We start from the raw sequence: 19,782 nt of genomic DNA, 5'->3' as shown, positions 1-19,782 counted from the left end.
AGGAGGTGCACGCCGTCGCTCCTGTTCGCTTCGTCACGGCGCATCCTCAAATCCTTCACGAGCCGTTACCGTGTGCCGAAGCCTTGGACGTGCGGCCCGCAGCGGACCGCGCGGCCGGGGTCTTCACAGGTCAGAGGCTAGGGCGCCGGGGGGCGTGCGGGGTGGGTTCCAGTGGGATGGCGGCCGCGCCGGGTCCGGACGCGGACGGTGACAGACGCAGCGCGGCCGACGCCGTGGGCGTGGCGGTGCTCGGGGCCTGCGCCGGCTGGTCGCTGATCACGGCGGCCGCGCACGACGGCCGGCCCGAGGGCGTGCTCCTCGCGGTGCTGGCGGTCGCTGCCGGGTACGCCGCGGGCCGGATCGGCGGAGCCGTGGCGCCGGTCGGCGCGCCCGTGGCGGCGGCCCTCGCGGGCGTCGCGCTGACCCTGGCCGTGCCGCGCCTCGCCCCGGGCCCGCAGATCGGCGCGCCCCTGGGGCACGCCGGGGCCACCGCCGCCGTGCTGACGCTCGCGGCCGGAGCCGCGTGCTGCGCGGCCTGGGGGACGTCCCGTCCGGCCGTGCGGTTCGCCCTGCGGCTGCTCGCCCTCGGCATCGCCGTCCTGGCCGGCTTCCTCGGCTCCACCACGGGATGCGTGACCTGCGTGGCGGTCCTGCTGTGCTCGCTGGCCGCCGGCCGCATCCCGCACCGCGGTACCGCCCTGGCGGTGCTGGCCTCGGTCGCCGCGCTGGTGACCGGGCTGACCTGGTCGGTGGCCGCCCGGGCCGTGCCGAGCGGGCCTGGCGGCGCGGTGCGGGAGCGGCTCACCCCGCACCGGGTGGATCTGTGGCAGGACGCGTGGCGCCTGCTGGCCGAGGAACCGGCCCTGGGCGCGGGGCCGGGCCGCTTCGGGGAGCTGAGCGCGACGTCGGCCCACTCGCTGCTGTCCGACGGCCGCCCGCACTCCGCGGCGCTGCAGCAGGCGGCCGAGCAGGGCATCGTCGGCGTGGTGCTGCTGGCGGCGGCGTTCGGCTGGGTCCTGTACGCGCTCTGGCGGGGTCCGCGTCCCACGCCGGTGGCGCTCACGGCGGGCGCGGCCCTGACGGCACTCGCCGTGATCGCGGCGCTGGGCAACGCGCTCAGTTTCACCGCCGTCTCGGTGGGAGCGGGTCTGCTGGCGGGCACGGCCACGGCGCGCCCCCTGCCGGCCCATCCGGTGAGCCGCGCGCCGGAGGAGTCACACCCGCGGAACGCGGGCCACGCTCCCGCCTGACACCGCGGCGGCTCCACCTCAGCGGCCGCTCGGCTCGACCGGCACCGGCTCGGCACGAACCCGGTGGGGCGCGCCGGCTTCAGTGCGCGGCGGCTCCCGGCTTGCCCGGCCGCAGCCGCTCCTCGATGACGCGGACGGCCGCCTCCGCGTCGTCGACGGTGACCGTGAAGGTGTGGCCGTCCCACAGCTCCAGGACGACGCCCTCGCCGCGGCGCACGACCACCGCCGTCCCCTTCTCGGGCCGCCACCGGTAGCCCCAACCGCCCCAGTGGCGCGGTGTGACGTGCGAGGCGTACGTGGCGCCGACGACCTGGGAGAGGGGGATGCGTCTGCGCGGCAGGCCCATGTGGCCGCAGCGGACCTCGAGGTGGTCCTCGTCGACCCGGAGGGCCACGTGCACGAAGGCGAGGGTCCCGAAGAGGACCAGCAGACCGGCGGCGATGCAGCCGACGACGGCCATCACGAGCGGGGCGATCCCGGACTTCCACGCCGAGTCCACGGCCAGCGCGATGCCCAGGGCCAGACAGGCGGCGCCCGCGAGCGCCAGCAGCCACTGGGCCCGGTTGGTCGCACGACCGGTCCAGACGTCGGGGTACCTGTGGGTGGCGTTCTCGCCGTCGGGGTGGTCCCTCATGCCATCGAGGTTACTCAGGTTTCGCTGTGCGGGTACCTGGTGGCGGAGGGTGACTGCGCCGGCCGGGCGTCCGTGGGGGGGCGACGCACCGCGCCCTTCCGCTGCCGCCTCGGCCTCCCGGGGGGTGTACGGCGTCCACCGGCCCGGCGTTCACCGCGCGGGCGTGACCGCCTGCAGCAGCCGGCCCTCGGCGTAGGCCAGGGCGGGCTCGGGCAGCGCGCCCTCGCGTCCGCTGAGCAGCACGGTGAGGGTGCCGTCCGGTGCGGCGTCCGGTGCGGGCTGCTCGCCGAGGCGGCGCAGGGCCTGGGCGGCCACGGCACCGGCGGAGCCGTGCAGGACGAGGGGCGGGCGGCCGGGGCGCTGGACGGCGGCCCGGATGCGCTCGGCGACCAGCTCGTAGTGGGTGCATCCCAGGACGACGGTGGTCACCTCCTCGGGCGTGAGGGCGGCGGCGGCACGGACGGCGGCGTCGACGGCCGCCTCGTCCGCGTGCTCCACGGCCTCGGCCAGGCCCCAGCAGGGCACCTCGGTGACGGGCACCCCGCCGGCGAAGTCCCTGATCAGGTTCTGCTGGTAGGGGCTGCCGGTGGTGGCCGGGGTGGCCCAGATGGCCAGGTGGCCGCCTCCGGCCGCGGCCGGCTTGATCGCGGGTACGGTGCCGATGACCGGCAGCTCCGGCTCCAGGCGGGCGCGCAGGGCGGTCAGGGCGTGCACGGTCGCGGTGTTGCAGCCGACGATGAGGGCGTCGGGGCGGCGCGCGGCGGCCGCTTCGGCGACGGCCAGGGCACGGCCGGTCAGGTCCTCCGGCGTCCTCGGTCCCCACGGCATGCCGTCGGGGTCGAGGGAGAGCACGAGATCGGCGTCGGGGCGCAGCCGCCGCACCGCGGCGGTGGCCGCCAGCAGACCGATTCCGGAGTCCATGAGCGCGATCTTCACCCGATCACGATAGACGATGAGCGGCTTGCGGCCCCGGCCGTGGGGGAGACTGCGCGCGTGAGCGCCGTTGTGTGGACTGCCGCTGGATCACTGCTCGCCTGGCTGTGGCTGCTGCTCGGCCAGGGCTTCTTCTGGCGCACGGACGTGCGCCTGCCGCGGCGGCGGGAGCCGGACGTGTGGCCGCCCGTGTGCGTCGTGGTCCCGGCCCGGGACGAGGCGGCGGTGCTGCCGGAGGCGCTGCCGTCACTGCTGGGGCAGGACTATCCGGGCCGGGCGGAGGTCTTCCTCGTCGACGACGGCAGCACGGACGGCACCGGGGAGCTGGCACGCGAACTGGCGCGGCGGCACGGCGGGCTGCCGTTGACCGTCGTCTCCCCCGGCGAGCCGCCCGCGGGCTGGACCGGCAAGCTGTGGGCGGTGCGCCACGGGATCGCTCTGGCACGCGCGCGTGGGCCCGAGTACCTGCTGCTCACGGACGCCGACATCGCGCACGGGCCGGACAGTCTGCGCGAGCTGGTGGCGGCGGCCGGGTCCGGCGGGTTCGACGTCGTGTCGCAGATGGCGCGCCTGCGGGTGGAGAGCGTGTGGGAGCGCTTGGTGGTGCCGGCGTTCGTCTACTTCTTCGCGCAGCTGTATCCGTTCCGCCGGATCGGCCGGAGAGGCACCCGCACGGCGGCGGCGGCCGGTGGCTGCGTGCTGCTGCGGGCGGACGCCGCCGTGCGGGCGCGGATCCCGGACGCCATCCGGCACGCGGTGATCGACGACGTGGCGCTCGCGCGGGCTGTGAAGAGCGCGGGCGGCCGGGTCTGGCTGGGCCTGGCCGACCGGGTGGACAGCGTGCGGCCGTACCCGCGGCTGCACGACCTGTGGCGGATGGTCTCGCGCAGCGCCTACGCCCAGTTGCGGCACAACCCGCTGCTCCTGGCCGGGACGGTGGCGGGACTGGCGCTGGTGTACCTGGTGCCGCCGGCGGCCCTGGCCGCCGGTGTGGCGGCGGGCAGCACGGCGGCGGCGGTGGCGGGCGGTCTCGCGTGGCTGATCATGGCGGGGACGTACGCTCCGATGCTGCGCTACTACCGGCAGCCGTGGTGGCAGGCTCCGCTGCTGCCGTTCACGGCGTTCCTCTATCTCCTGATGACGGTCGACTCCGCGGTGCAGCACTACCGGGGGCGCGGTGCGGCCTGGAAGGGCCGCACCTACGCGCGCCCGCAGGCCGTCCCGGACGAGGGCTGACGGCCTGCGGCCGGTGTCACTTCCTGCCGGGAGTCCAGTTCATGCCCCACCCGTAGGCGTGGTCGACGGTCCGCTGCGGGCTCACGCCCCGCTCGGGCACCAGATAGCGCGCCTCCCGCTGCACGACGAGGTCGCCGCCGGTGTTGGTGATCAGCGCCAGCGCGCACACGAGCGAGGGGACCGTGCACTCGTCGAGGGAGAACTCGATGGGGGCCCCGTGCTGCGGCCGGAGCGTGACGGTGGCGTGCAGGTCGGCGAAGGAGCGGGCGCCCTCGTAGATGGTGACGAAGACGAGGATGCGCCGGAAGGCCTGCTTGTGGTCGAGGTTGACGGTGAGGTTCTCGCCGGCCGTCGAGGCGCCGGTGCGGTCGTCGCCGTCGAGGTGGATGAAGGGGGGCCGGTGCAGTGAGCCGAAGCTGTTGCCGAGGGCCTGGACGACGCCCTTGCTGCCGTCGGTGAGCTCGTACAGGGCGCACAGGTCGAGGTCGAGGTCGGAGTGCATCGCGGTGGGGCGGCCGAACTTGCTGCTCCAGCCCGAGAACTGCTTGCGCACCTCCCAGTTGAGGTTCACGCGCAGGGCGCCGGAGGTGCCGCCCTGCTTGGTGAGCGAGACGGAGGGGGCGCTCTTGGTGAGCGTGACCTTGGTGAGGCGGACGGGCTCGGGCGCCGGAGGCGCGGCGGGCGGAGGCGGGGCGACGGGGTGCGCGGTCATCGGGGGTGCGGGCGGCGGGGGCGGGGTGACCGGGTGCGCGGTCACCGGCGCAGCGGGCGGCGGCGGAGCGACGGCGGGGGCCGGGGTCGTCTGTTGCGGCTCGTCCACGGTGATGCCGTAGTCGGTCGCCAGTCCTTCGAGGCCGCTGCTGTAGCCCTGCCCCACGGCGCGGAACTTCCAGGCGCCCTGGCGGCGGTAGAACTCGCCCAGCACGAAGGCGGTCTCGGTGGTGGCGCCGGGGTTGTCGAAGCGGGCGACGGCGGTGCCCGCCGCCGCGTCCCGGACCTCGATGGACAGGCCCGGGACCTGTCCGAAGGTGCCGCCGTCCGCGGAGGCGGCGAGGACGATCGTCTCGATGGCGGGCTCCACGCGCGCGAGGTCGACCAGGAGCGTGTCCGTCACCTGCCCGCCGGCGTCGCGCTTGCCCTCGTGCCGGATCGCGCCGGAGAAGTGCACGGGCTGGTTGTAGAAGACGAAGTCCGCGTCCGAGCGCACTTTCCCGCCGACCAGCAGGAGGGCGGAGGCGTCGACGTCGGGCACGCCGGGACCGGTGCGCCGGCCCAGGTCCACCCGCAGCGCCCCCGTGGGCACCGGAGTGTTGGATCCCTTCATCATGCTCATGTCCGCCCCCATTGCCGATCACCGCGCCGGGCCCGTCCCGGGCGTCCGTGGAGTTCCGTCCGCACAACCTATTCCTCCTCGCGGCGGACTCCCATGCACGGCGGACGGAACACCGCCGGTCAACCGTCGGTAACCCGCCCGGAACTCGGGCTTTACACGATCTACGCCTCGCTCGGTGCCCCTTTTTGCCGAGTTCGCTCGCATTGGGGATCCCGGGCCACTGCGGGCCCGCAAAACAACCCTCTTATCGGTCTCCCCAACCAGCACATCGTGGGCTTAACTTATGTGCCATGACCTCCCCCCGCTCCACCTATGGCGGCGGCTACTACTCCGCCTCCTTCCCGGACACCCCGATCTACGACAGGCTCGTCGCCGAGCGGGGCACCCCGCAGATCGCCCCGATCCGGGTCCCCGCTCAGTACGACATGCCGGGCGGCAACCTCCCCGCCCTGCCCTCGGCGCTGCCCGCCCTCCCGGCAGCCCCCTCCCAGCCCGCCTACGGCTACCCGCAGGCTCAGCAGCCCGCCCCGCTGCAGCAGGCGCCCGCGGCGTACATCCCGCAGCAGGCCACCGCGCCGCGCGGCTACCCGGGCCCGTACCCGCAGCAGCCGCGCCCCGCGGCGCCCGCGGGCTACGAGGCGATGCGCCCCGCGGCTCCCCGGCCCGCCCCGGCGCCCTATCAGGACCCGTACCAGAGCCAGCAGTACCGCGGGTACTGAGCCGCCCCCGGGGCCGTCGGCGCGTGGTGGCACGATGGCCCCATGGGGAACGCTCACCTGCACTCGATCCACGTCCACCCGGTCAAGGCGGTCCGAGGGCTCGCGCCCGGTGAAGCCGCCGTGGAGCCCTGGGGGCTGGCCGGCGACCGGCGCTGGGCCGTGGTCGACGACGGGGGAAAGGTCCTCACGCAACGCCGGCTGCCACACCTCGCCCTCGCCGCCGCCGAGTTGACGCCCGGTGGCGGCGTCCGGCTGTCCGCGCCCGGCATGGAGCCGCTGACGGTGCCCGTCCCCCGGGTCCCGGGCACGGTGCCGATGGAGATCTTCCGCGACAAGGTCGACGCCGTCCCGGCCGAGGGCGCTGACGCGCACGCCTGGTGGAGCTCCTACCTCGGCGTCGGCGCGCGCCTCGTGTACCTGGACGACCCGGCGACGCGCCGCCCGGTCGCACCGGAGTACGGGCGGCCCGGCGACACCGTCTCCTTCGCCGACGGCTTCCCGCTGCTGCTCACCACGACCTCCTCCCTGGACGCCCTCAACGCCTCGATCGCCCGGGGCGAGCACGCGCACGAGGGCCCGCTGCCGATGAACCGCTTCCGGCCGAACGTCGTCGTGACGGGCACGCCGGCGTGGGCGGAGGACGGCTGGTCGCGACTGGCCGTGGGCGAGGTGGAGTTCCGCGTCGCCAAGCCCTGCGGGCGGTGCGTGGTGACCACCACCGACCAGGGCAGCGGCGAGCGCGGCCGGGAGCCGCTGCACACCCTCGGCCTGCACCGCCGCCTCGACGGCAGGCTCGTCTTCGGGCAGAACCTGATCCCGCTGTCCCGGGGCACCCTCCGCGTCGGCGACCCGGTCCGGATCCTCGCGTAGCGACCGGTCCGGAGCGTCCGGTTCCTCGCGCGGCGGTCGCGCCCCGGTCGAGCGGAGGCCGGGCGGCGGGACGGGAACCGGCTTCGCGGCCCGGGCGTTGGCCCTGTGTGAGAAATTCATGAGAGGGCCGGCGTGAGGTGAGGGTGGGCCCTCCTTCCGCGGGACCGGGCGTGGCGGCACCGCGGAGGCCGTCGCGGAGCGGGGAGGGGTGCGGGCCGTGCGGGTGATCAGCGGACTGTGGCGCTGGCGGGCCAACCCCCTGTGCCGTGCGACCGATCTGGCCGAAGCCTGGCTCGCGGCGGCCGCCCTGCTGCTCGTCGTCGTGGCCGCGCCCGTGGCCGGAGTGCTCGTCGGCGGTGCCGCCCAGGACGCCCTGCAGCGCTCCGTCCGCGCCCAGCACCAGACCCGGCACACGGTGACGGCCACCGTGGTCCGCACGTTCCGGCCCTCCCCTCTGGAGGCCGACCCGGAGACCTCGTCGGGCCGGGACCTGCGCACGCGCGTGTCCGCCGACTGGACGGCACCGGACGGAACAGCGCACCGGGGCACCGTCCCGGCGGACCTGCGAGACCCCCAGCGGGGCGATCGCTTCACGCTGTGGACCGATCGGCAGGGCCGTCCGGTGACCCGTCCCCTCGACCCCGCGACGGCGTCGACGCACGCCGTCCTCGCCGGCGTGGGTGCCGCGCTGCTGGCGGGTGCCGTCGTCGAGGCCGGCAGACGGCTCGTCCTGTGGCGCATGGTCCGCCGCAGGTACGCCCGTTGGGACCAGGCCTGGAACAGGGCGGGGCCCGACTGGGGCAGGACGGACGCCGGCAGCTGACGGCCTTCCGGCTCTGGTCAACCCACCACCCGCGCGCACGCTACGGTGGTCCGGCCGAACCCGTTCGGCACAACCCGCGCGCGAGTGAGCAGGAAGGCGCGCCGGTGCCGACACCGCGTCCGCGACCGGGCCCCCGGGGCCGGGCCCGGGGGCGGCGGCACCGGAGGAAGCGTCCCGAGGGCGAACGAGCCATCAGTACGACCGAGGTGGGGGCACGGCTACACCATGGCACAGGGCACGGTCCAGGTGACGCACACCGGCACGTCGCGGTGGCGGCGCCGCACGGGTGAGTACGCATCGCTCGCCGCGGCCCTGGAGGCAGCGGCCGACGGGGACGTGCTGACCGTCGCCCCGGGCACCTACCGGGAGAACCTCGTCCTGCAGCGCGCGATCACCCTGCGCGGCCCGGAGAACTCCCCGGGCTCGGTGCGGATCGCCCCCGTGGACGGGGTGCCGCTGACCGTGCGGGCCTCCGCGGTGGTGCAGGACCTGCATGTGGAGGGCCAGGATGCCACCGCCCCGGCCGTGCTGGTGGAGGAGGGCACGCCGGAGCTGCGCGACGTACGGGTCGTGACGCGGTCGGCGGCCGGCATCGAGGTGCGCGGCAGCGCCCGGCCGACGGTGCGCCGCTGCGCGGTCGACAACCCGGCGGGCATCGGCATCGCCGTGGTCGACGGCGCCGGCGGGGTGTTCGAGGAGTGCGAGGTGGTCGCGGCCGGCCAGGCCGGGGTGGCGGTGCGCGGGGGTGCCCATCCCCGCCTGGAGCGCTGCCGGGTGCACCACGCCTCGGGGCCGGGGCTCTCGGCGACCGGGGAGAACTCCGCGCTGGAGGCGGTGGGCTGCGAGATCTACGAGGTGCGCGGCAGCGGCGTGCAGATCACCGGCCGGGCCACCGCCCACCTCACCGACTGCGACGTGCACCGCACGACGGCAGACGGCGTCACCCTCGACACCGACGCGGTGCTGACCCTCGCCGACTGCCGCATCCACGACATCCCGGAGAACGCGGTCGACCTGCGCTCGCGCTCCGTCCTCACGCTGACCCGCACGACGGTGCGGCAGTTCGGGCGCAACGGCCTGTCGGTGTGGGACCCGGGCACCCGGGTGGACGCCAACCAGTGCGAGATCTTCGACAGCACGGGCGACTACCCGGCGGTGTGGGTCAGCGACGGCGCCACCGCCGTCCTGGAGTCCTGCCGGGTGCACGACGTGCCGGACGCCCTGTTCGTGCTCGACCGGGGCTCGCGCGCCGACGTCGTGGACAGCGACCTGTCGCAGGTGCGCAACACGGCCGTGTCGGTGAGCGACGGCGCGACGGCGCAGCTCGACGACTGCCGCATCCGGGACGCGGCGACGGGCGCCTGGTTCCGCGACCACGGAAGCGGCGGCACCCTCAGCAACTGCACGCTGTCGGGCACCCAGACGGGCGTGATCGTCACCAAGGGCGCCGATCCCGCGGTGGAGCGCTGCACGGTCGACTCCCCCGCGGAGGCCGGTGTCTACGTCTCGGCCGGGGGCCGCGGCAGCTTCGTGAACTGCCGGGTGACGGGCAGCGGCGGCTACGGCTTCCACGTGATCGACGGCAGCCGCACCACGCTGCGCAAGTGCCGCACGGAGCGGTGCGCGCGGGGCGGGTACGAGTTCGCCGACAGCGGTGCCGACCCGGCCTCCGCGGCGGGTCCGGTGGTCGAGGACTGCACCAGCGACGAGAGCGCGGGACTGCGGGCGCCCGCGGTGCCGGAGACGGCCGTGCAGACGGCGGCCCACTCCCCCGGTCTGCTCGGCGCGGTCCCCGGGCAGCGCACCGAACCGGCGCCCGCCGCCCCGGCCGCCGCGGCGCCGGCGGAGCGGCCCGCCCGCAGTTCCAAGGACGTCCTCGGTGAACTCGACGCGCTGGTGGGCCTGGAGAGCGTCAAGCGGGAGGTGCGCGCGCTCACCGACATGATCGAGGTGGGCCGGCGCCGTCAGCAGGCCGGCCTGAAGGCCGCATCGGTCAAGCGCCACCTGGTCTTCACCGGCTCGCCCGGCACCGGGAAGACGACGGTGGCCCGGCTGTACGGCGAGATCCTCGCCTCCCTCGGTGTGCTGGAGAAGGGCCACCTGGTCGAGGTGTCCCGCGTCGACCTGGTGGGCGAGCACATCGGCTCCACGGCGATCCGCACCCAGGAGGCCTTCGAGAAGGCCCGCGGCGGGGTGCTGTTCATCGACGAGGCGTACGCGCTGTCCCCGGAGGACGCGGGCCGCGACTTCGGCAAGGAGGCCATCGACACGCTGGTGAAGCTGATGGAGGACCACCGGGACGCCGTCGTGGTGATCGTCGCGGGCTACACGGCCGAGATGGAGCGCTTCCTGTCGGTCAACCCCGGTGTGGCCTCGCGCTTCTCACGGACCATCACCTTCAGCGACTACGGCCCCGAGGACCTGCTGCGGATCGTGGAGCAGCAGGCGGAGGAGCACGAGTACCGGTTGGCGCCGGGCGCGGACGAGGCCCTGCTGAAGTACTTCGCCGAGCTGCCGAAGGGCCCGGCGTTCGGCAACGGCCGTACCGCGCGGCAGACGTTCGAGGCGATGGTGGAGCGGCACGCGAGCCGGGTCGCCCAGGTCGCCGAGCCGACCACCGACGACCTCACCCTGCTGTACGCCGAGGACCTGCCCGGCGGGCGGTGAGCGTGCCCGCCGCTTAGGCGGCGGGCGGCTCGGGGGTGTCGCGGGGCGGCGGGACGGACGGCGTGAGCCGGCCCAGCAGGGTGCGGCGTTCCTCGGCGAAGACCGGGTCGGCCCGGTAGTCGGAGTGGCCGAGGATCGGGGCGGGCAGCGGGAGCCGGTCGGTGCGGCCGTAGGCCAGGGGGTCCTTCAGCGGGGCGTGGTCGACGCCGGGACCGGCCTCGGGGGACAGTCGCATCGGGCCGCCGATGGGGTCGGTGAGCCGGTACAGGTTGCGCCAGCAGTCGACGTCCCGGTGCAGGGACCCGAGCGCCGCGGGCCCGAAGTGGGCCGGGAACCAGCGTCCGTAGAGCCGCTCCAGCGGTGAGCCGTAGGTGAGCAGTGCGACCCTTGCGCGGGTGGACGGGGCCAGTTGCCAGGCCGCCGCGGCGGCGAGCACGCTGCCCTGCGAGTGCCCCGAGATGACCAGGCGGCCGCCGGTGGCGCGGGTCCAGGTGGCGATGCGCCAGGTGAGGTCGGGCACCGCGCGCTCGGCGTAGCAGGGCGGGGCGAACGGGTGGGCGGCGCGCGGCCAGAAGGTGCCGACGTCCCACAGGATGCCGATGGTGCGGCGGGCCGCGGCGTCCATGTAGGCGCGCCGGCCCCAGGTGACGAACAGGAGGAAACCGAGGCCGATGAGCCAGGAGCCGAGGGCCTCGGAGGTCTCGGCGGCGCCGTGGACGACGGCCCAGGTGCCCCGCGCGGCCTCGCCCGGCGTCTCGTCGGTGGCGAGCGCGCCCACCAGGGCACCCGCGCCGAGCAGCAGGGTGACGCCCGAGACGACGGCGACGACGCGGGGGCCCCGGTCGGTGAGCGAGGCCATGGCACGGGTGGAGGCGATGCGGCGGGTGCGGGCGCGGTCCTGGGCCTCGTCCGGGTAGTCGCGTGCCACGGCGTCCCGTTCCTCGCGGGCCAGGCGCCAGGCCCGCCGGGCCAGCCAGCCGAACAGTGCGAGCAGCACCACCAGCAGGGGCGGGATGACGGACGCCTGCCAGGTGAGCAGTACCGGCGGGCCCGCGATCGCCGCGCCGGTCCCGTCCAGCCAGTCGGCCACGCGCTGGGACACTCCCCCGGACATCACCCCGCCCAGGGCGCAGGCCAGCATCGCCACCGCCGGTCCGCCGAGGCCCCGCAGCACGGCCCGGCGGTCCGGGTCGGTGCGGTGCAGGACGTGGGCGACGACGGCCAGGCAGATCACGAGCAGGCCCTGGACCAGGGCGATCGCGCCGAAGGTGGTGTCGCCGGGCAGCCTGCCCTGCGATCTCCAGCCCGGGCGCTCCCAGCCGGCGTACAGCACGGTGAGGGCGAGCAGCACCAGGGCGACGAGCGGAAGGCGCCGTACGTGGCGTTCGTCGAGCTCGCGGTCGAGGCGGTTCTCGCTGCGGCCGCGGCGGCACACCACCCAGACCACGGCGAGGGCGCACGCGACCAGGGCCGCCTCCAGCAGCAGGCCGAGCACGTGCAGCGCGGCGGGGCCGCCGGGCTCGCGGTCGTGGCGGGCGGCGGCGCTGCCGACCGCGGCGGCGACGGTGACGAGTCCGGCGGCCGTGTGCGCGGCGCGCAGCCGGGCGACCAGCCGCCGCCCGTACCAGAAGCCGGGCCGGGCGAGGGCGGTCGGCCCGGTCTCCTCCTCGGGCTCGGGGGCGCGGGCGGCGGGCGCGTGCGACTCGTAGTCGTTCCAGGTGCGCCGGGACAGGTACCACAGCAGGACGGTCAGGGCCGTGGGGACGGCGGCGGCCAGGGCGAGGCGGCGGCCGGGGGCGCTCCACCAGCCGCCGTCGGAGACGGTGGGCGAGAGGAAGCCGAGCCAGCTGTGGCGGTCGGCGCACGCGGCGGTGCCGGCGCACTGCCATGCCGCGAGGTCGAGGGCGACCTCGCAGGCCGCCGCGACCAGCAGCACCGTCAGGGTCAGGGCCGTGAGCCGCACCAGCAGGCCGTACAGGCGGACGGTGCGGCGGCGGCCGCGTGCGGTGGGGCGCATCCAGTGGGCGAGGTTGACGACCATGAACGGCAGCAGCAGGAGCCACAGGGCGCGGATGCCGTTGCCGGAGGTGAGGTTGCACCAGACGTAGGCCTCGGGCACCGGTTCGTCGCGGCGGCCGGGGGTGTGCTCGGCGTCGACGTCGTCGGCGCGGCGGAAGACGGCGGCCGTGTCGTCGCCGGTGACGCGCACCGTCCGCGGGTCGTTCAGCATCTCCTGCGGGGTGGTGCCGCCCACGCCGTGGACCAGCAGCTCCAGGGCGGTCTCCCCCGCCCGTTCCGCCGTGCCGGCGGGTCTGCCGGCCGAGTCCTGCTCCTGCGCACGTTCCACTGTTCGCACTTCCCCGTGACGCGCCGTCGGCTCTGTCCGTGCGGGCACAGGATCTCCATTCGGGCGGCGCCCTACACCTGCTGTCACGGAATCTTCCCGATCCGTGACGCGGACGGCGGGCGGGCGGTGCTCGGGGTGACGTGAACGCGACCAGCAGTCGGTGGCGCCGTCCGGAGCCCGCCGTGCGAGGATGGGGCGTCCGTGCACCGGAGCCCGGGGGGAAATGTCCTGGTCGGCGGGGATGTGCGGGCCATGACGGACGGCAGTGAGGCGAAAGGACCGGAGCGGACGTGAGCGAGAATCAGAACCTCCTCGCGGAGCAGCGGCGATCCCTGATCCTCGACGAGGTGCGCCGCCGGGGCGGTGTCCGGGTCAACGAGCTGACGCGTCAGCTCGGCGTGTCGGACATGACCGTCCGCCGCGACCTCGACGCGCTCGCCCGCCAGGGCGTGCTGGAGAAGGTGCACGGCGGTGCGGTCCCGGTGGTCGAGGCCAGCACGCACGAGCCGGGTTTCGAGGCCAAGTCGGGCCTGGAGCTCAGCGCGAAGGAGGACATCGCGCGGGCGGCGGCGAAGCTGGTCGCGCCGGGTGCGGCGATCGCGCTGTCGGGCGGTACGACGACGTACGCGCTGGCGCAGCAGCTGCTGGACGTGCCCGACCTGACGGTGGTCACCAACTCGGTGCGGGTCGCCGACGTCTTCCACGCGGCGCAGCGCACCTCGGGCCCGCGGCAGGGCGCGGCGACGGTGGTGCTGACCGGCGGCGTGCGCACGCCCTCCGACTCGCTGGTGGGGCCGGTGGCCGACCAGGCCATCGCGGCGCTCCACTTCGACCTGCTGTTCCTGGGCGTGCACGGCATATCGGTGGAGGCCGGGCTGTCGACGCCGAACCTCGCGGAGGCGGAGACCAACCGGCGGCTGGTGCAGTCGGCGCGGCGCGTGGTGGTGGTCGCGGACCACACCAAGTGGGGCAAGGTGGGCCTGAGTTCGTTCGCCGCGCTGGAGCAGATCGACACCCTGGTGACGGACGCCGGACTTCCGGACGAGGCGCGCGGGGTGGTCACGGAGCATCTGCGCCGACTGGTGGTGGGCGGCGAGCCCCAGCCCGACGAGGACGGCGGCGAGGACCTCTGACGGGTCGCGCGACGGCGGCACCGCCGCCGCCCGTCCCGCCCTCCTCAGTCACCAGGGTGGGCGTGCGCCCCGCGTGCGCCCCTCGGCCCGGCCCGGCGCCGCGCGGGGACCGCAGCGCGTCAGCAGGGCCAGACGCCGGTCTCCAGCAGCGAGTCGATCGCCGCGCTGTAAGGCGTGATGTCGAGACCCTGCGCGGCCAGCCACGCGTCGGAGTAGTACTTGTCGAGGTACCGGTCCCCCGGGTCGCACAGCAGGGTCACGACGCTGCCCTGCCGCCCCTCGGACACCATCTCGGCGACGATCTTCAGTGCGCTCCACAGGCCCGTGCCGGTGGAACCGCCCGCCTTGCGGCCGATGGCCCGCTCCAGTGCCCGCACGGCGGCGACGCTGGCCGCGTCGGGCACCTTCATCATCCGGTCGACGGCGCCCGGCACGAAGCTCGGTTCCATCCGGGGCCGGCCGATGCCCTCGATGCGTGAGCCGCAGTCGCAGGTGACGTCCGGGTCACCGGTCGTCCAGCCCTCGAAGAAGCACGAGTTCTCCGGGTCGGCCACGCAGACGCGCGTGTCGTACTGCATGTAGTGCACGTAGCGCGCCAGGGTCGCCGAGGTGCCGCCGGTGCCCGCCGTGGCGACGATCCACGCCGGCTCGGGGAACCGCTCCAGGCGCAGCTGACGGAAGATCGACTCGGCGATGTTGTTGTTCCCGCGCCAGTCCGTGGCGCGCTCGGCGTAGGTGAACTGGTCCATGTAGTGGCCGCCGGTCTCGGCCGCGAGGCGGGCGGACTCCTCGTACATGGTGCGGGGGTCGTCCACGAAGTGGCAGCGGCCGGCGTGGAATTCGATGAGGCGGATCTTCTCGGCGCTCGTCGTGCGCGGCATCACGGCGATGAACGGCACGCCGATCAGCTTCGCGAAGTACGCCTCGGAGACGGCGGTCGAGCCGCTGGAGGCCTCGATGACGGGCCGGTCCGGCCGGATCCAGCCGTTGCACAGGCCGTAGAGGAACAGCGAGCGGGCCAGCCGGTGCTTGAGGCTCCCGGTGGGGTGGGTCGACTCGTCCTTCAGGTACAGGTCGATGCCCCACCGCTCGGGCAGGGGGAACTGCAGCAGGTGCGTGTCGGCCGAGCGGTTGGCGTCGGCCTGGACCCTGCGGACGGCCTCTTTCAGCCAGGCGCGGTAGGCGGCGTCGCTGTGGTCGACGTCGAGGGTGACGCCGGTGCGGGTCTGCTGAGGGGTGGTGCTCACGAGGGTGCTCCTAACGCTGCGCGCCGTCGACGCGTCGCGCGGCCGACACCTCGATCATAGGCACCCGGCGCACGCTTCTCACCTGCATAAACGCAACTTTGAGCCCCCCAAAGCGCCCCCTGGGGCAGGGCCGGTGCAAGGGGGCGCGCGGACCCGGGGGCGCATCGGCGGGTGTGCTGCGGGCGCCCCCCGGCCGGGTGTTCTCGGGCACTGGTGCTCGACGCCCGGCGGGGGCAGACTTCACCGCGGGGCCGGACTCCGGGCCGGGCGGCGGGCACGACACCCGCAGCGATCGGATCACCGGAAGCACGGCCCCGGGCACGGCGGCCCTTCGGCACGTGAGGGGCGCCGCGGCCGCAAGGCGGGGACACGGCCCGGGACGGGCACACCGGATCGCGACGAGCCCGTGCCGCACTCGCGTGCAGCGCGGGGCGGTACGCCGATACGCACAAGGGGGCGAGCAGCATGGCGGAGCCGGAGTTCAGCGCCACGGGGGTACGGATCGGCAGGCGGCTGCGCTCGCTCACCCGGGCCGGCCAGGTCCGGATCAGCGACGGCCGGCTCGAGTTGCTGACCAGTTACGGCAGCGAGATCGACAGCGCCCCGGTCCAGGCGGTCCGCGCCTCCAAACCCTGGTTCGGTCCCGATGACCGGGCCACGGCGGATCTCAACGGCAACCGGTACCTGCTGACCCTGGGCGATCACGACCCCGCCCCGGGCGAGCCGGGACCGCCGGCCGCGCGGCGCTTCATCGAAGCCGTGCGCCGGGCGTCGGGGCGTGACGACTGAGATGCACGCGAGTTGCGGTACCTCACCCCGTACGCCACTCTGGTCTCACGTCACTCTGGGTTTACCGGCGATAACGCTGCGAACCAGCCCGCCGGCCACGACAGCGGGCGAGAGTGTCACGAAGGCGCCCTGCTGGATCCGAACTCCGTGTTCTTCCGGACCTCACGTCGGGGAGTCGCAGCCGTGATCAGCATTCCAAGCAGGCACTGCACGGTGGAGCTCCAAGCCCTGCCGTCGCGGATCGGCCAGGTCCGCAGAATCGTATCTGCGCAATTGCGCTACTGGCATCTGGACGCCCTGATCGACCGGGCCTCGCTCGGCGTCACCGAACTGTTGTCCAACGTCCACCGGCATGCCCAGCCGGACAAGACGTGCACGGTCGAGATAGAGCTGCTGCTCGACCGGCTCACGGTCTCGGTGCGCGACGGCGATCCGCGGATGCCCGTGGTCGACGACGCGGAGCCGCTGGCCACCTGCGGGCGCGGACTCGCCATGGTCGCCGCCATGAGCGAGAGCTGGGGCGTCCGGCCGGACGGCGAGTCCGGCAAGGTCGTGTGGTTCACCCTGCCGACCGCCCCCGCCGCCCTGACGGCGCCCACGCTCCGTGCGCGCCACACCGTCAAGGAGAAACCGGTGCGCAGGTTCGCGGAGGTCGGGCACTCCGCCGACGGGCTGCTGCCCGACCATGCTCCCGCCCGGTCCGCCGTTGCCGGCTGACCGGGCGGTGACCACCGTTCGCACGGCGGCCGCCGGGTGGCGTACGCCGCGCGCCGGTCGACGCGCCCCGCGGGGTGCGCCGCCGGCGCGTACGCCACCCGGCGGCGCACCCGGCGAACGGGCTTCCCCAGCGGCTTTCTGACGGCCCGTCACGGCAACGTCCACGCCATCACCGCGGGTCCCGGACGCCGTGCGGGTCCACGCGGACGCCGGGTCCGACGCGGGCCGGCCGTCGCGGATGCCGTCGCTCCGCGCGTCGCGCCCGTCGGCTCGGGGCGTCGTGCCCGTCGGCTTCAGCCGCCGGGCTGGTCGCTGTCCTTCATCGCGCCCCAGCCGTGCCAGCGGTCCACCTCCACCCAGGCGCTGACCCGCGGCCGGTCGCGGTCCGGGTAGGGCCCGCCGGTGTAGTGCCGGGCGAGCAGGTCGATGTCGGCCAGGTCCTCGTCGTCGTGGATCTCGGTGGCGCGGCCGATGAGCGTGACGTGCGTGTACCAGTCGTCCGCCGCCAGGACGGTGAGGGTGACGCGCGGGTCGCGGCGCAGGTGCTTGAGGCGGACGCGGCCCGCGTCGAGGTTGATCAGCGCCCGGCCGTCCTTCCAGGCGTACCAGGTGGCCGTGGTCACCGGCGTTCCGTCGGAGCGCAGCGTGGCCATGACGCACGGGTTGGGCCGGGCGAGCAGGGCCTGGGCCTCGGGCGGCAGCGGCGGCTTGGACATGAGGGAACCTCCGGGTGTCAGCGGGAGTGGTCGTCGAAGCTGGCGAAGTAGGCGGCGGCCATGTCCTCGTCGGCGTGGCCCTGCGCCGCGGCCCGCTCCAGCCGGGCGGCGGTGGCCTCGGCGACGTCCAGGCGGGCGCCGTTGTCCGCACCGGCCCGGGCGATGAGGCGTGCGTCCTTGGCGGCCGTGCCCACCGCGAACTGGGGCGGGGTCAGCCGGTTTTCGAGGATCAGGCCGGACTTGGCGCGCAGATAGCCCATGTCGAGCGGGCCACCGGCGATGAGGTCGAAGAACGCCTGCGGGTCGACGCCGAGGGCCTTGGCCAGCGCCAGGCTCTCCCCGGCGGCGGCCGTCACCGCGAGGACCCAGCTGTTGGCGACGAGCTTGAGCCGTGTGGCGCTGCCCGCCGCCCCGTCCTCGCCGGTCCACACGGTCCGGGCGCCGACGGCGTCGAACACCGGCGTCACCGTGTCCCGGCCCTCGGCGGGCCCGGCCGCCAGCACGGTCAGCTGCCCGTCCTCGGCCGGCTTGCGGGTGCCCAGGACGGGGGCGTCGTAGAAGAGCAGTCCGTGCTCGCGGGCGAGCGCGGCCAGGCCGGCGACGGCCTCGACGCCCGCGGTGGTGGACTGCACCCAGGCGGTGCCGGCGCGCAGGCCCGGTGCGGCCTCGCGCATGGTCGCCTCGGTGGCCGGACCGTCGTGGAGCATCGTGAGGACGACGTCGGCGCCGCGGACCGCCTCGGCGGGGGTGCCGGCGACGTGCGCGCCCGCGTCCGCGAGCGGCTCGGCCTTGGCCCGGGTGCGGTTCCAGACGCGGACGGTGTGTCCCGAGCGGGCGAGGTTGCGGGCCATCGCCGCGCCCATGATGCCGGTGCCCAGGACGCTCACGGTGAGCTGGTCGGTCATGGTGTCGACTTCCTCGGTGGTGCGGTCGGGTGTGCTGCCCGGGGCCGGCCCTGCCGCCTGCCGGCGGCATCCGACCGGCCGGGCGGCGCGGGCGGGCCGCCGGGCGGCACGCGGTGTCCGGGTCCCCCCGTGGACGGGATCATGCCCGCTTTCCGTCGCCGGAGCGCGGCGGGCCGCCCGGCGCGGCGGGTCGGGTCACCCCTGCCGGGCCAGCGCGCCGAGGGGATCGTCCAGGACGGGTTGCCAGGCCAGTTCCGCCGCGCCGACCAGGCTGTTGTGGTCGAGGGTGCAGGCGAGGATGGGGACGCCGCCGCTCTGCCCCCACAGGCTGCGGTCGGCCACGACCGCGCGCAGGCGGGCGGGGTCGGCGTCCAGGAGGGTGCGGTGCAGGCCGCCGAGGATGATGCGGTCCGGGTTGAGGATGTTGACCAGCCCGGCGAGGCCGAGGCCGAGGCGGTCGATGAGGGCCTCGGTGGCGGTGCGGACGGCCGGGTCGTCGTAGTGGTGGCGGACCAGGTCGATGGACTGCTGCAGCAGGGACACCTCGGGACCCGGTGCGCGTCCGGCCTCGGTGAGGAAGGCCAGCGGGTCGGTCTCCACGTCGAGGCAGCCGCGGCTGCCGCAGTGGCAGGGGCGGCCCTCGGGATGCACGGTCAGGTGGCCGACCTCCAGGGCGAGGCCCGAACTGCCGCGGTGCAGACGGCCGTCGAGCACGAGGGCGCCGCCGACGCCCCGGTGCCCGGTGGCCACGCACAGCAGGTCGCGGGAGCCGCGTCCGGCGCCGTGCCGGTGCTCGGCGAGCGCGGCGAGGTTGACGTCGTTAGCGGCGAACGCGGGCCCTTCCAGACCGGCCGCGCGCACCTGCTCGGCGAAGATGTCCCGCACGGGCGCGCCCGCGGGCCAGGCCAGGTGCAGGGGGTTGAGGGCCAGCCCGTCGGGTTCGGCGACGGCGGACGGCACGGCCAGGCCCGCGCCGACGCAGCGGCGTCCGGTCTCGCGCAGCAGTTCGGCCCCGGCGGTGACGACGGAGGCCAGCACCTTCGCCGGGTCGGCGTCGACGGTCTCGCAGCCGGGCGCGGTGGCGACGATCCGGCCGCCGAGCCCCACCAGGGCCGCCCGGAAGCCGTCGGCGTGCACCTGCGCGGCGAGCGCGACGGGCCCGTCCTCGGCGACGGACAGGCGGTGCGAGGGCCTGCCCTGGGAACCGGCCGCCGCGCCGGGGCGGGCGTCGACCCGGATGAGGCCGAGCGCCTCCAGTTCGGCGGCGACCGCCCCGGCCGTCGCGCGGGTCACGCCCAGTTCGGCGGTGAGCACGGCGCGGGTCGGCGCGCGTCCGGTGTGCACGAGCTCCAGCGCGGGTCCGAGCGCCGCGCGCCCCCGGTCCAGCCGTGTCCTCGTGGTGCTCCCGTCCCCCGGCCGGGGGTCCGCCTTCCCGCTCATGAGGGCGAGTCTCCCATGATCCG

17 protein-coding genes are annotated in these 19,782 nt (G+C 75.3%); 9 read left to right on the top strand and 8 right to left on the bottom strand.

The window, feature by feature from the left end; genetic code table 11:
* Nucleotides 1–176 precede the first annotated feature (176 nt).
* The gene (locus tag ACFYWG_RS07100) at nucleotides 177–1,250 is read left to right on the top strand and encodes an O-antigen ligase family protein (protein ID WP_389200727.1); all 1,074 of its coding nucleotides are present in this window, start codon (nucleotides 177–179) and stop codon (nucleotides 1,248–1,250) included.
* Nucleotides 1,251–1,329: 79 nt separating this feature from the next.
* Here the strand turns inward: ACFYWG_RS07100 and ACFYWG_RS07095 are convergent, their stop codons facing one another.
* Nucleotides 1,330–1,884 (bottom strand): hypothetical protein, encoded by a 555-nt coding sequence (locus ACFYWG_RS07095; RefSeq protein ID WP_376330999.1) that lies wholly within the window; start codon nucleotides 1,882–1,884, stop codon nucleotides 1,330–1,332.
* A 150-nt stretch (nucleotides 1,885–2,034) separates the two neighbouring features.
* Nucleotides 2,035–2,820, bottom strand: a complete 786-nt coding sequence (locus tag ACFYWG_RS07090) for a glutamate racemase (RefSeq protein ID WP_385414555.1) — start codon at nucleotides 2,818–2,820, stop codon at nucleotides 2,035–2,037.
* A gap of 39 nt (nucleotides 2,821–2,859) precedes the next feature.
* Here ACFYWG_RS07090 and ACFYWG_RS07085 point away from each other — a divergent pair, with 39 nt between their 5' ends.
* Entirely contained in the window at nucleotides 2,860–4,053 is a 1,194-nt protein-coding gene (locus ACFYWG_RS07085) for a glycosyltransferase (protein WP_385414558.1), read from the top strand.
* A 16-nt stretch (nucleotides 4,054–4,069) separates the two neighbouring features.
* Here ACFYWG_RS07085 and ACFYWG_RS07080 read toward each other — a convergent pair whose 3' ends face one another.
* Nucleotides 4,070–5,380, bottom strand: coding sequence for a TerD family protein (locus ACFYWG_RS07080; protein ID WP_389200725.1), 1,311 nt, complete (start codon nucleotides 5,378–5,380; stop codon nucleotides 4,070–4,072).
* Between the two features lie 296 nt (nucleotides 5,381–5,676).
* Here ACFYWG_RS07080 and ACFYWG_RS07075 point away from each other — a divergent pair, with 296 nt between their 5' ends.
* The 4 genes from ACFYWG_RS07075 to ACFYWG_RS07060 all read left to right on the top strand — a co-directional run bounded on the left by ACFYWG_RS07075 (nucleotide 5,677) and on the right by ACFYWG_RS07060 (nucleotide 10,465).
* Nucleotides 5,677–6,105 carry a DUF6643 family protein gene (locus tag ACFYWG_RS07075; RefSeq protein WP_376331003.1) on the top strand — a complete coding sequence of 143 codons (429 nt, stop codon included), beginning with the start codon at nucleotides 5,677–5,679 and terminating at the stop codon, nucleotides 6,103–6,105.
* 42 nt (nucleotides 6,106–6,147) lie between these two features.
* Nucleotides 6,148–6,975: an MOSC domain-containing protein gene (locus ACFYWG_RS07070; RefSeq protein WP_376331005.1), complete on the top strand. Its 828-nt coding sequence runs from the start codon at nucleotides 6,148–6,150 to the stop codon at nucleotides 6,973–6,975.
* Between the two features lie 217 nt (nucleotides 6,976–7,192).
* Nucleotides 7,193–7,798 (top strand): hypothetical protein, encoded by a 606-nt coding sequence (locus ACFYWG_RS07065; RefSeq protein ID WP_385414561.1) that lies wholly within the window; start codon nucleotides 7,193–7,195, stop codon nucleotides 7,796–7,798.
* Between the two features lie 225 nt (nucleotides 7,799–8,023).
* Nucleotides 8,024–10,465 carry a right-handed parallel beta-helix repeat-containing protein gene (locus ACFYWG_RS07060; protein WP_383509228.1) on the top strand — a complete coding sequence of 814 codons (2,442 nt, stop codon included), beginning with the start codon at nucleotides 8,024–8,026 and terminating at the stop codon, nucleotides 10,463–10,465.
* A 13-nt stretch (nucleotides 10,466–10,478) separates the two neighbouring features.
* Here the strand turns inward: ACFYWG_RS07060 and ACFYWG_RS07055 are convergent, their stop codons facing one another.
* Complete coding sequence (locus tag ACFYWG_RS07055) at nucleotides 10,479–12,812, bottom strand: hypothetical protein (protein ID WP_389199799.1); 2,334 nt, start codon at nucleotides 12,810–12,812, stop codon at nucleotides 10,479–10,481.
* Between the two features lie 290 nt (nucleotides 12,813–13,102).
* Between ACFYWG_RS07055 and ACFYWG_RS07050 the strand changes: the two genes are divergently transcribed.
* Entirely contained in the window at nucleotides 13,103–13,945 is an 843-nt protein-coding gene (locus ACFYWG_RS07050; protein ID WP_383509234.1) for a DeoR/GlpR family DNA-binding transcription regulator, read from the top strand.
* A 119-nt stretch (nucleotides 13,946–14,064) separates the two neighbouring features.
* Here ACFYWG_RS07050 and ACFYWG_RS07045 read toward each other — a convergent pair whose 3' ends face one another.
* Complete coding sequence (locus ACFYWG_RS07045; RefSeq protein WP_376331014.1) at nucleotides 14,065–15,192, bottom strand: PLP-dependent cysteine synthase family protein; 1,128 nt, start codon at nucleotides 15,190–15,192, stop codon at nucleotides 14,065–14,067.
* 465 nt (nucleotides 15,193–15,657) lie between these two features.
* On the opposite strand from ACFYWG_RS07045, the gene ACFYWG_RS07040 reads away from it, so the two are divergent.
* Complete coding sequence (locus ACFYWG_RS07040; RefSeq protein WP_376331016.1) at nucleotides 15,658–15,981, top strand: hypothetical protein; 324 nt, start codon at nucleotides 15,658–15,660, stop codon at nucleotides 15,979–15,981.
* Between the two features lie 183 nt (nucleotides 15,982–16,164).
* Nucleotides 16,165–16,698 (top strand): ATP-binding protein, encoded by a 534-nt coding sequence (locus tag ACFYWG_RS07035; RefSeq protein ID WP_376331017.1) that lies wholly within the window; start codon nucleotides 16,165–16,167, stop codon nucleotides 16,696–16,698.
* 293 nt (nucleotides 16,699–16,991) lie between these two features.
* On the opposite strand, the gene ACFYWG_RS07030 is transcribed toward ACFYWG_RS07035, so the two are convergent.
* The 3 genes from ACFYWG_RS07030 to ACFYWG_RS07020 all read right to left on the bottom strand — a co-directional run bounded on the left by ACFYWG_RS07030 (nucleotide 16,992) and on the right by ACFYWG_RS07020 (nucleotide 19,759).
* Nucleotides 16,992–17,414, bottom strand: a complete 423-nt coding sequence (locus tag ACFYWG_RS07030) for a PPOX class F420-dependent oxidoreductase (protein ID WP_376331019.1) — start codon at nucleotides 17,412–17,414, stop codon at nucleotides 16,992–16,994.
* A 17-nt stretch (nucleotides 17,415–17,431) separates the two neighbouring features.
* Nucleotides 17,432–18,319 (bottom strand): NAD(P)-dependent oxidoreductase, encoded by an 888-nt coding sequence (locus ACFYWG_RS07025; RefSeq protein ID WP_389199797.1) that lies wholly within the window; start codon nucleotides 18,317–18,319, stop codon nucleotides 17,432–17,434.
* Nucleotides 18,320–18,514: 195 nt separating this feature from the next.
* Nucleotides 18,515–19,759 (bottom strand): ROK family protein, encoded by a 1,245-nt coding sequence (locus ACFYWG_RS07020; protein ID WP_376331022.1) that lies wholly within the window; start codon nucleotides 19,757–19,759, stop codon nucleotides 18,515–18,517.
* Between the last annotated feature and the right edge of the window lie 23 nt (nucleotides 19,760–19,782).

This window comes from Streptomyces sp. NPDC003456 (assembly GCF_042878735.1).
Classification (GTDB): Bacteria; Actinomycetota; Actinomycetes; order Streptomycetales; family Streptomycetaceae; genus Streptomyces.
Note: the sequence above shows the minus strand (reverse complement) of the source record. Positions and strands in the feature narration are given on the sequence as shown.

Bases quoted from the DNA above. Each gene is read 5' to 3' on its own strand.
- ACFYWG_RS07070 (WP_376331005.1), top strand. From the start codon at position 6,148: ATGGGGAACGCTCACCTGCACTCGATCCACGTCCACCCGGTCAAGGCG.
- ACFYWG_RS07025 (WP_389199797.1), bottom strand. From the start codon at position 18,319: ATGACCGACCAGCTCACCGTGAGCGTCCTGGGCACCGGCATCATGGGC.
- ACFYWG_RS07080 (WP_389200725.1), bottom strand. From the start codon at position 5,380: ATGATGAAGGGATCCAACACTCCGGTGCCCACGGGGGCGCTGCGGGTG.
- ACFYWG_RS07060 (WP_383509228.1), top strand. From the start codon at position 8,024: ATGGCACAGGGCACGGTCCAGGTGACGCACACCGGCACGTCGCGGTGG.
- ACFYWG_RS07095 (WP_376330999.1), bottom strand. From the start codon at position 1,884: ATGAGGGACCACCCCGACGGCGAGAACGCCACCCACAGGTACCCCGAC.
- ACFYWG_RS07075 (WP_376331003.1), top strand. From the start codon at position 5,677: ATGACCTCCCCCCGCTCCACCTATGGCGGCGGCTACTACTCCGCCTCC.
- ACFYWG_RS07100 (WP_389200727.1), top strand. From the start codon at position 177: ATGGCGGCCGCGCCGGGTCCGGACGCGGACGGTGACAGACGCAGCGCG.
- ACFYWG_RS07030 (WP_376331019.1), bottom strand. From the start codon at position 17,414: ATGTCCAAGCCGCCGCTGCCGCCCGAGGCCCAGGCCCTGCTCGCCCGG.
- ACFYWG_RS07020 (WP_376331022.1), bottom strand. From the start codon at position 19,759: ATGAGCGGGAAGGCGGACCCCCGGCCGGGGGACGGGAGCACCACGAGG.
- ACFYWG_RS07040 (WP_376331016.1), top strand. From the start codon at position 15,658: ATGGCGGAGCCGGAGTTCAGCGCCACGGGGGTACGGATCGGCAGGCGG.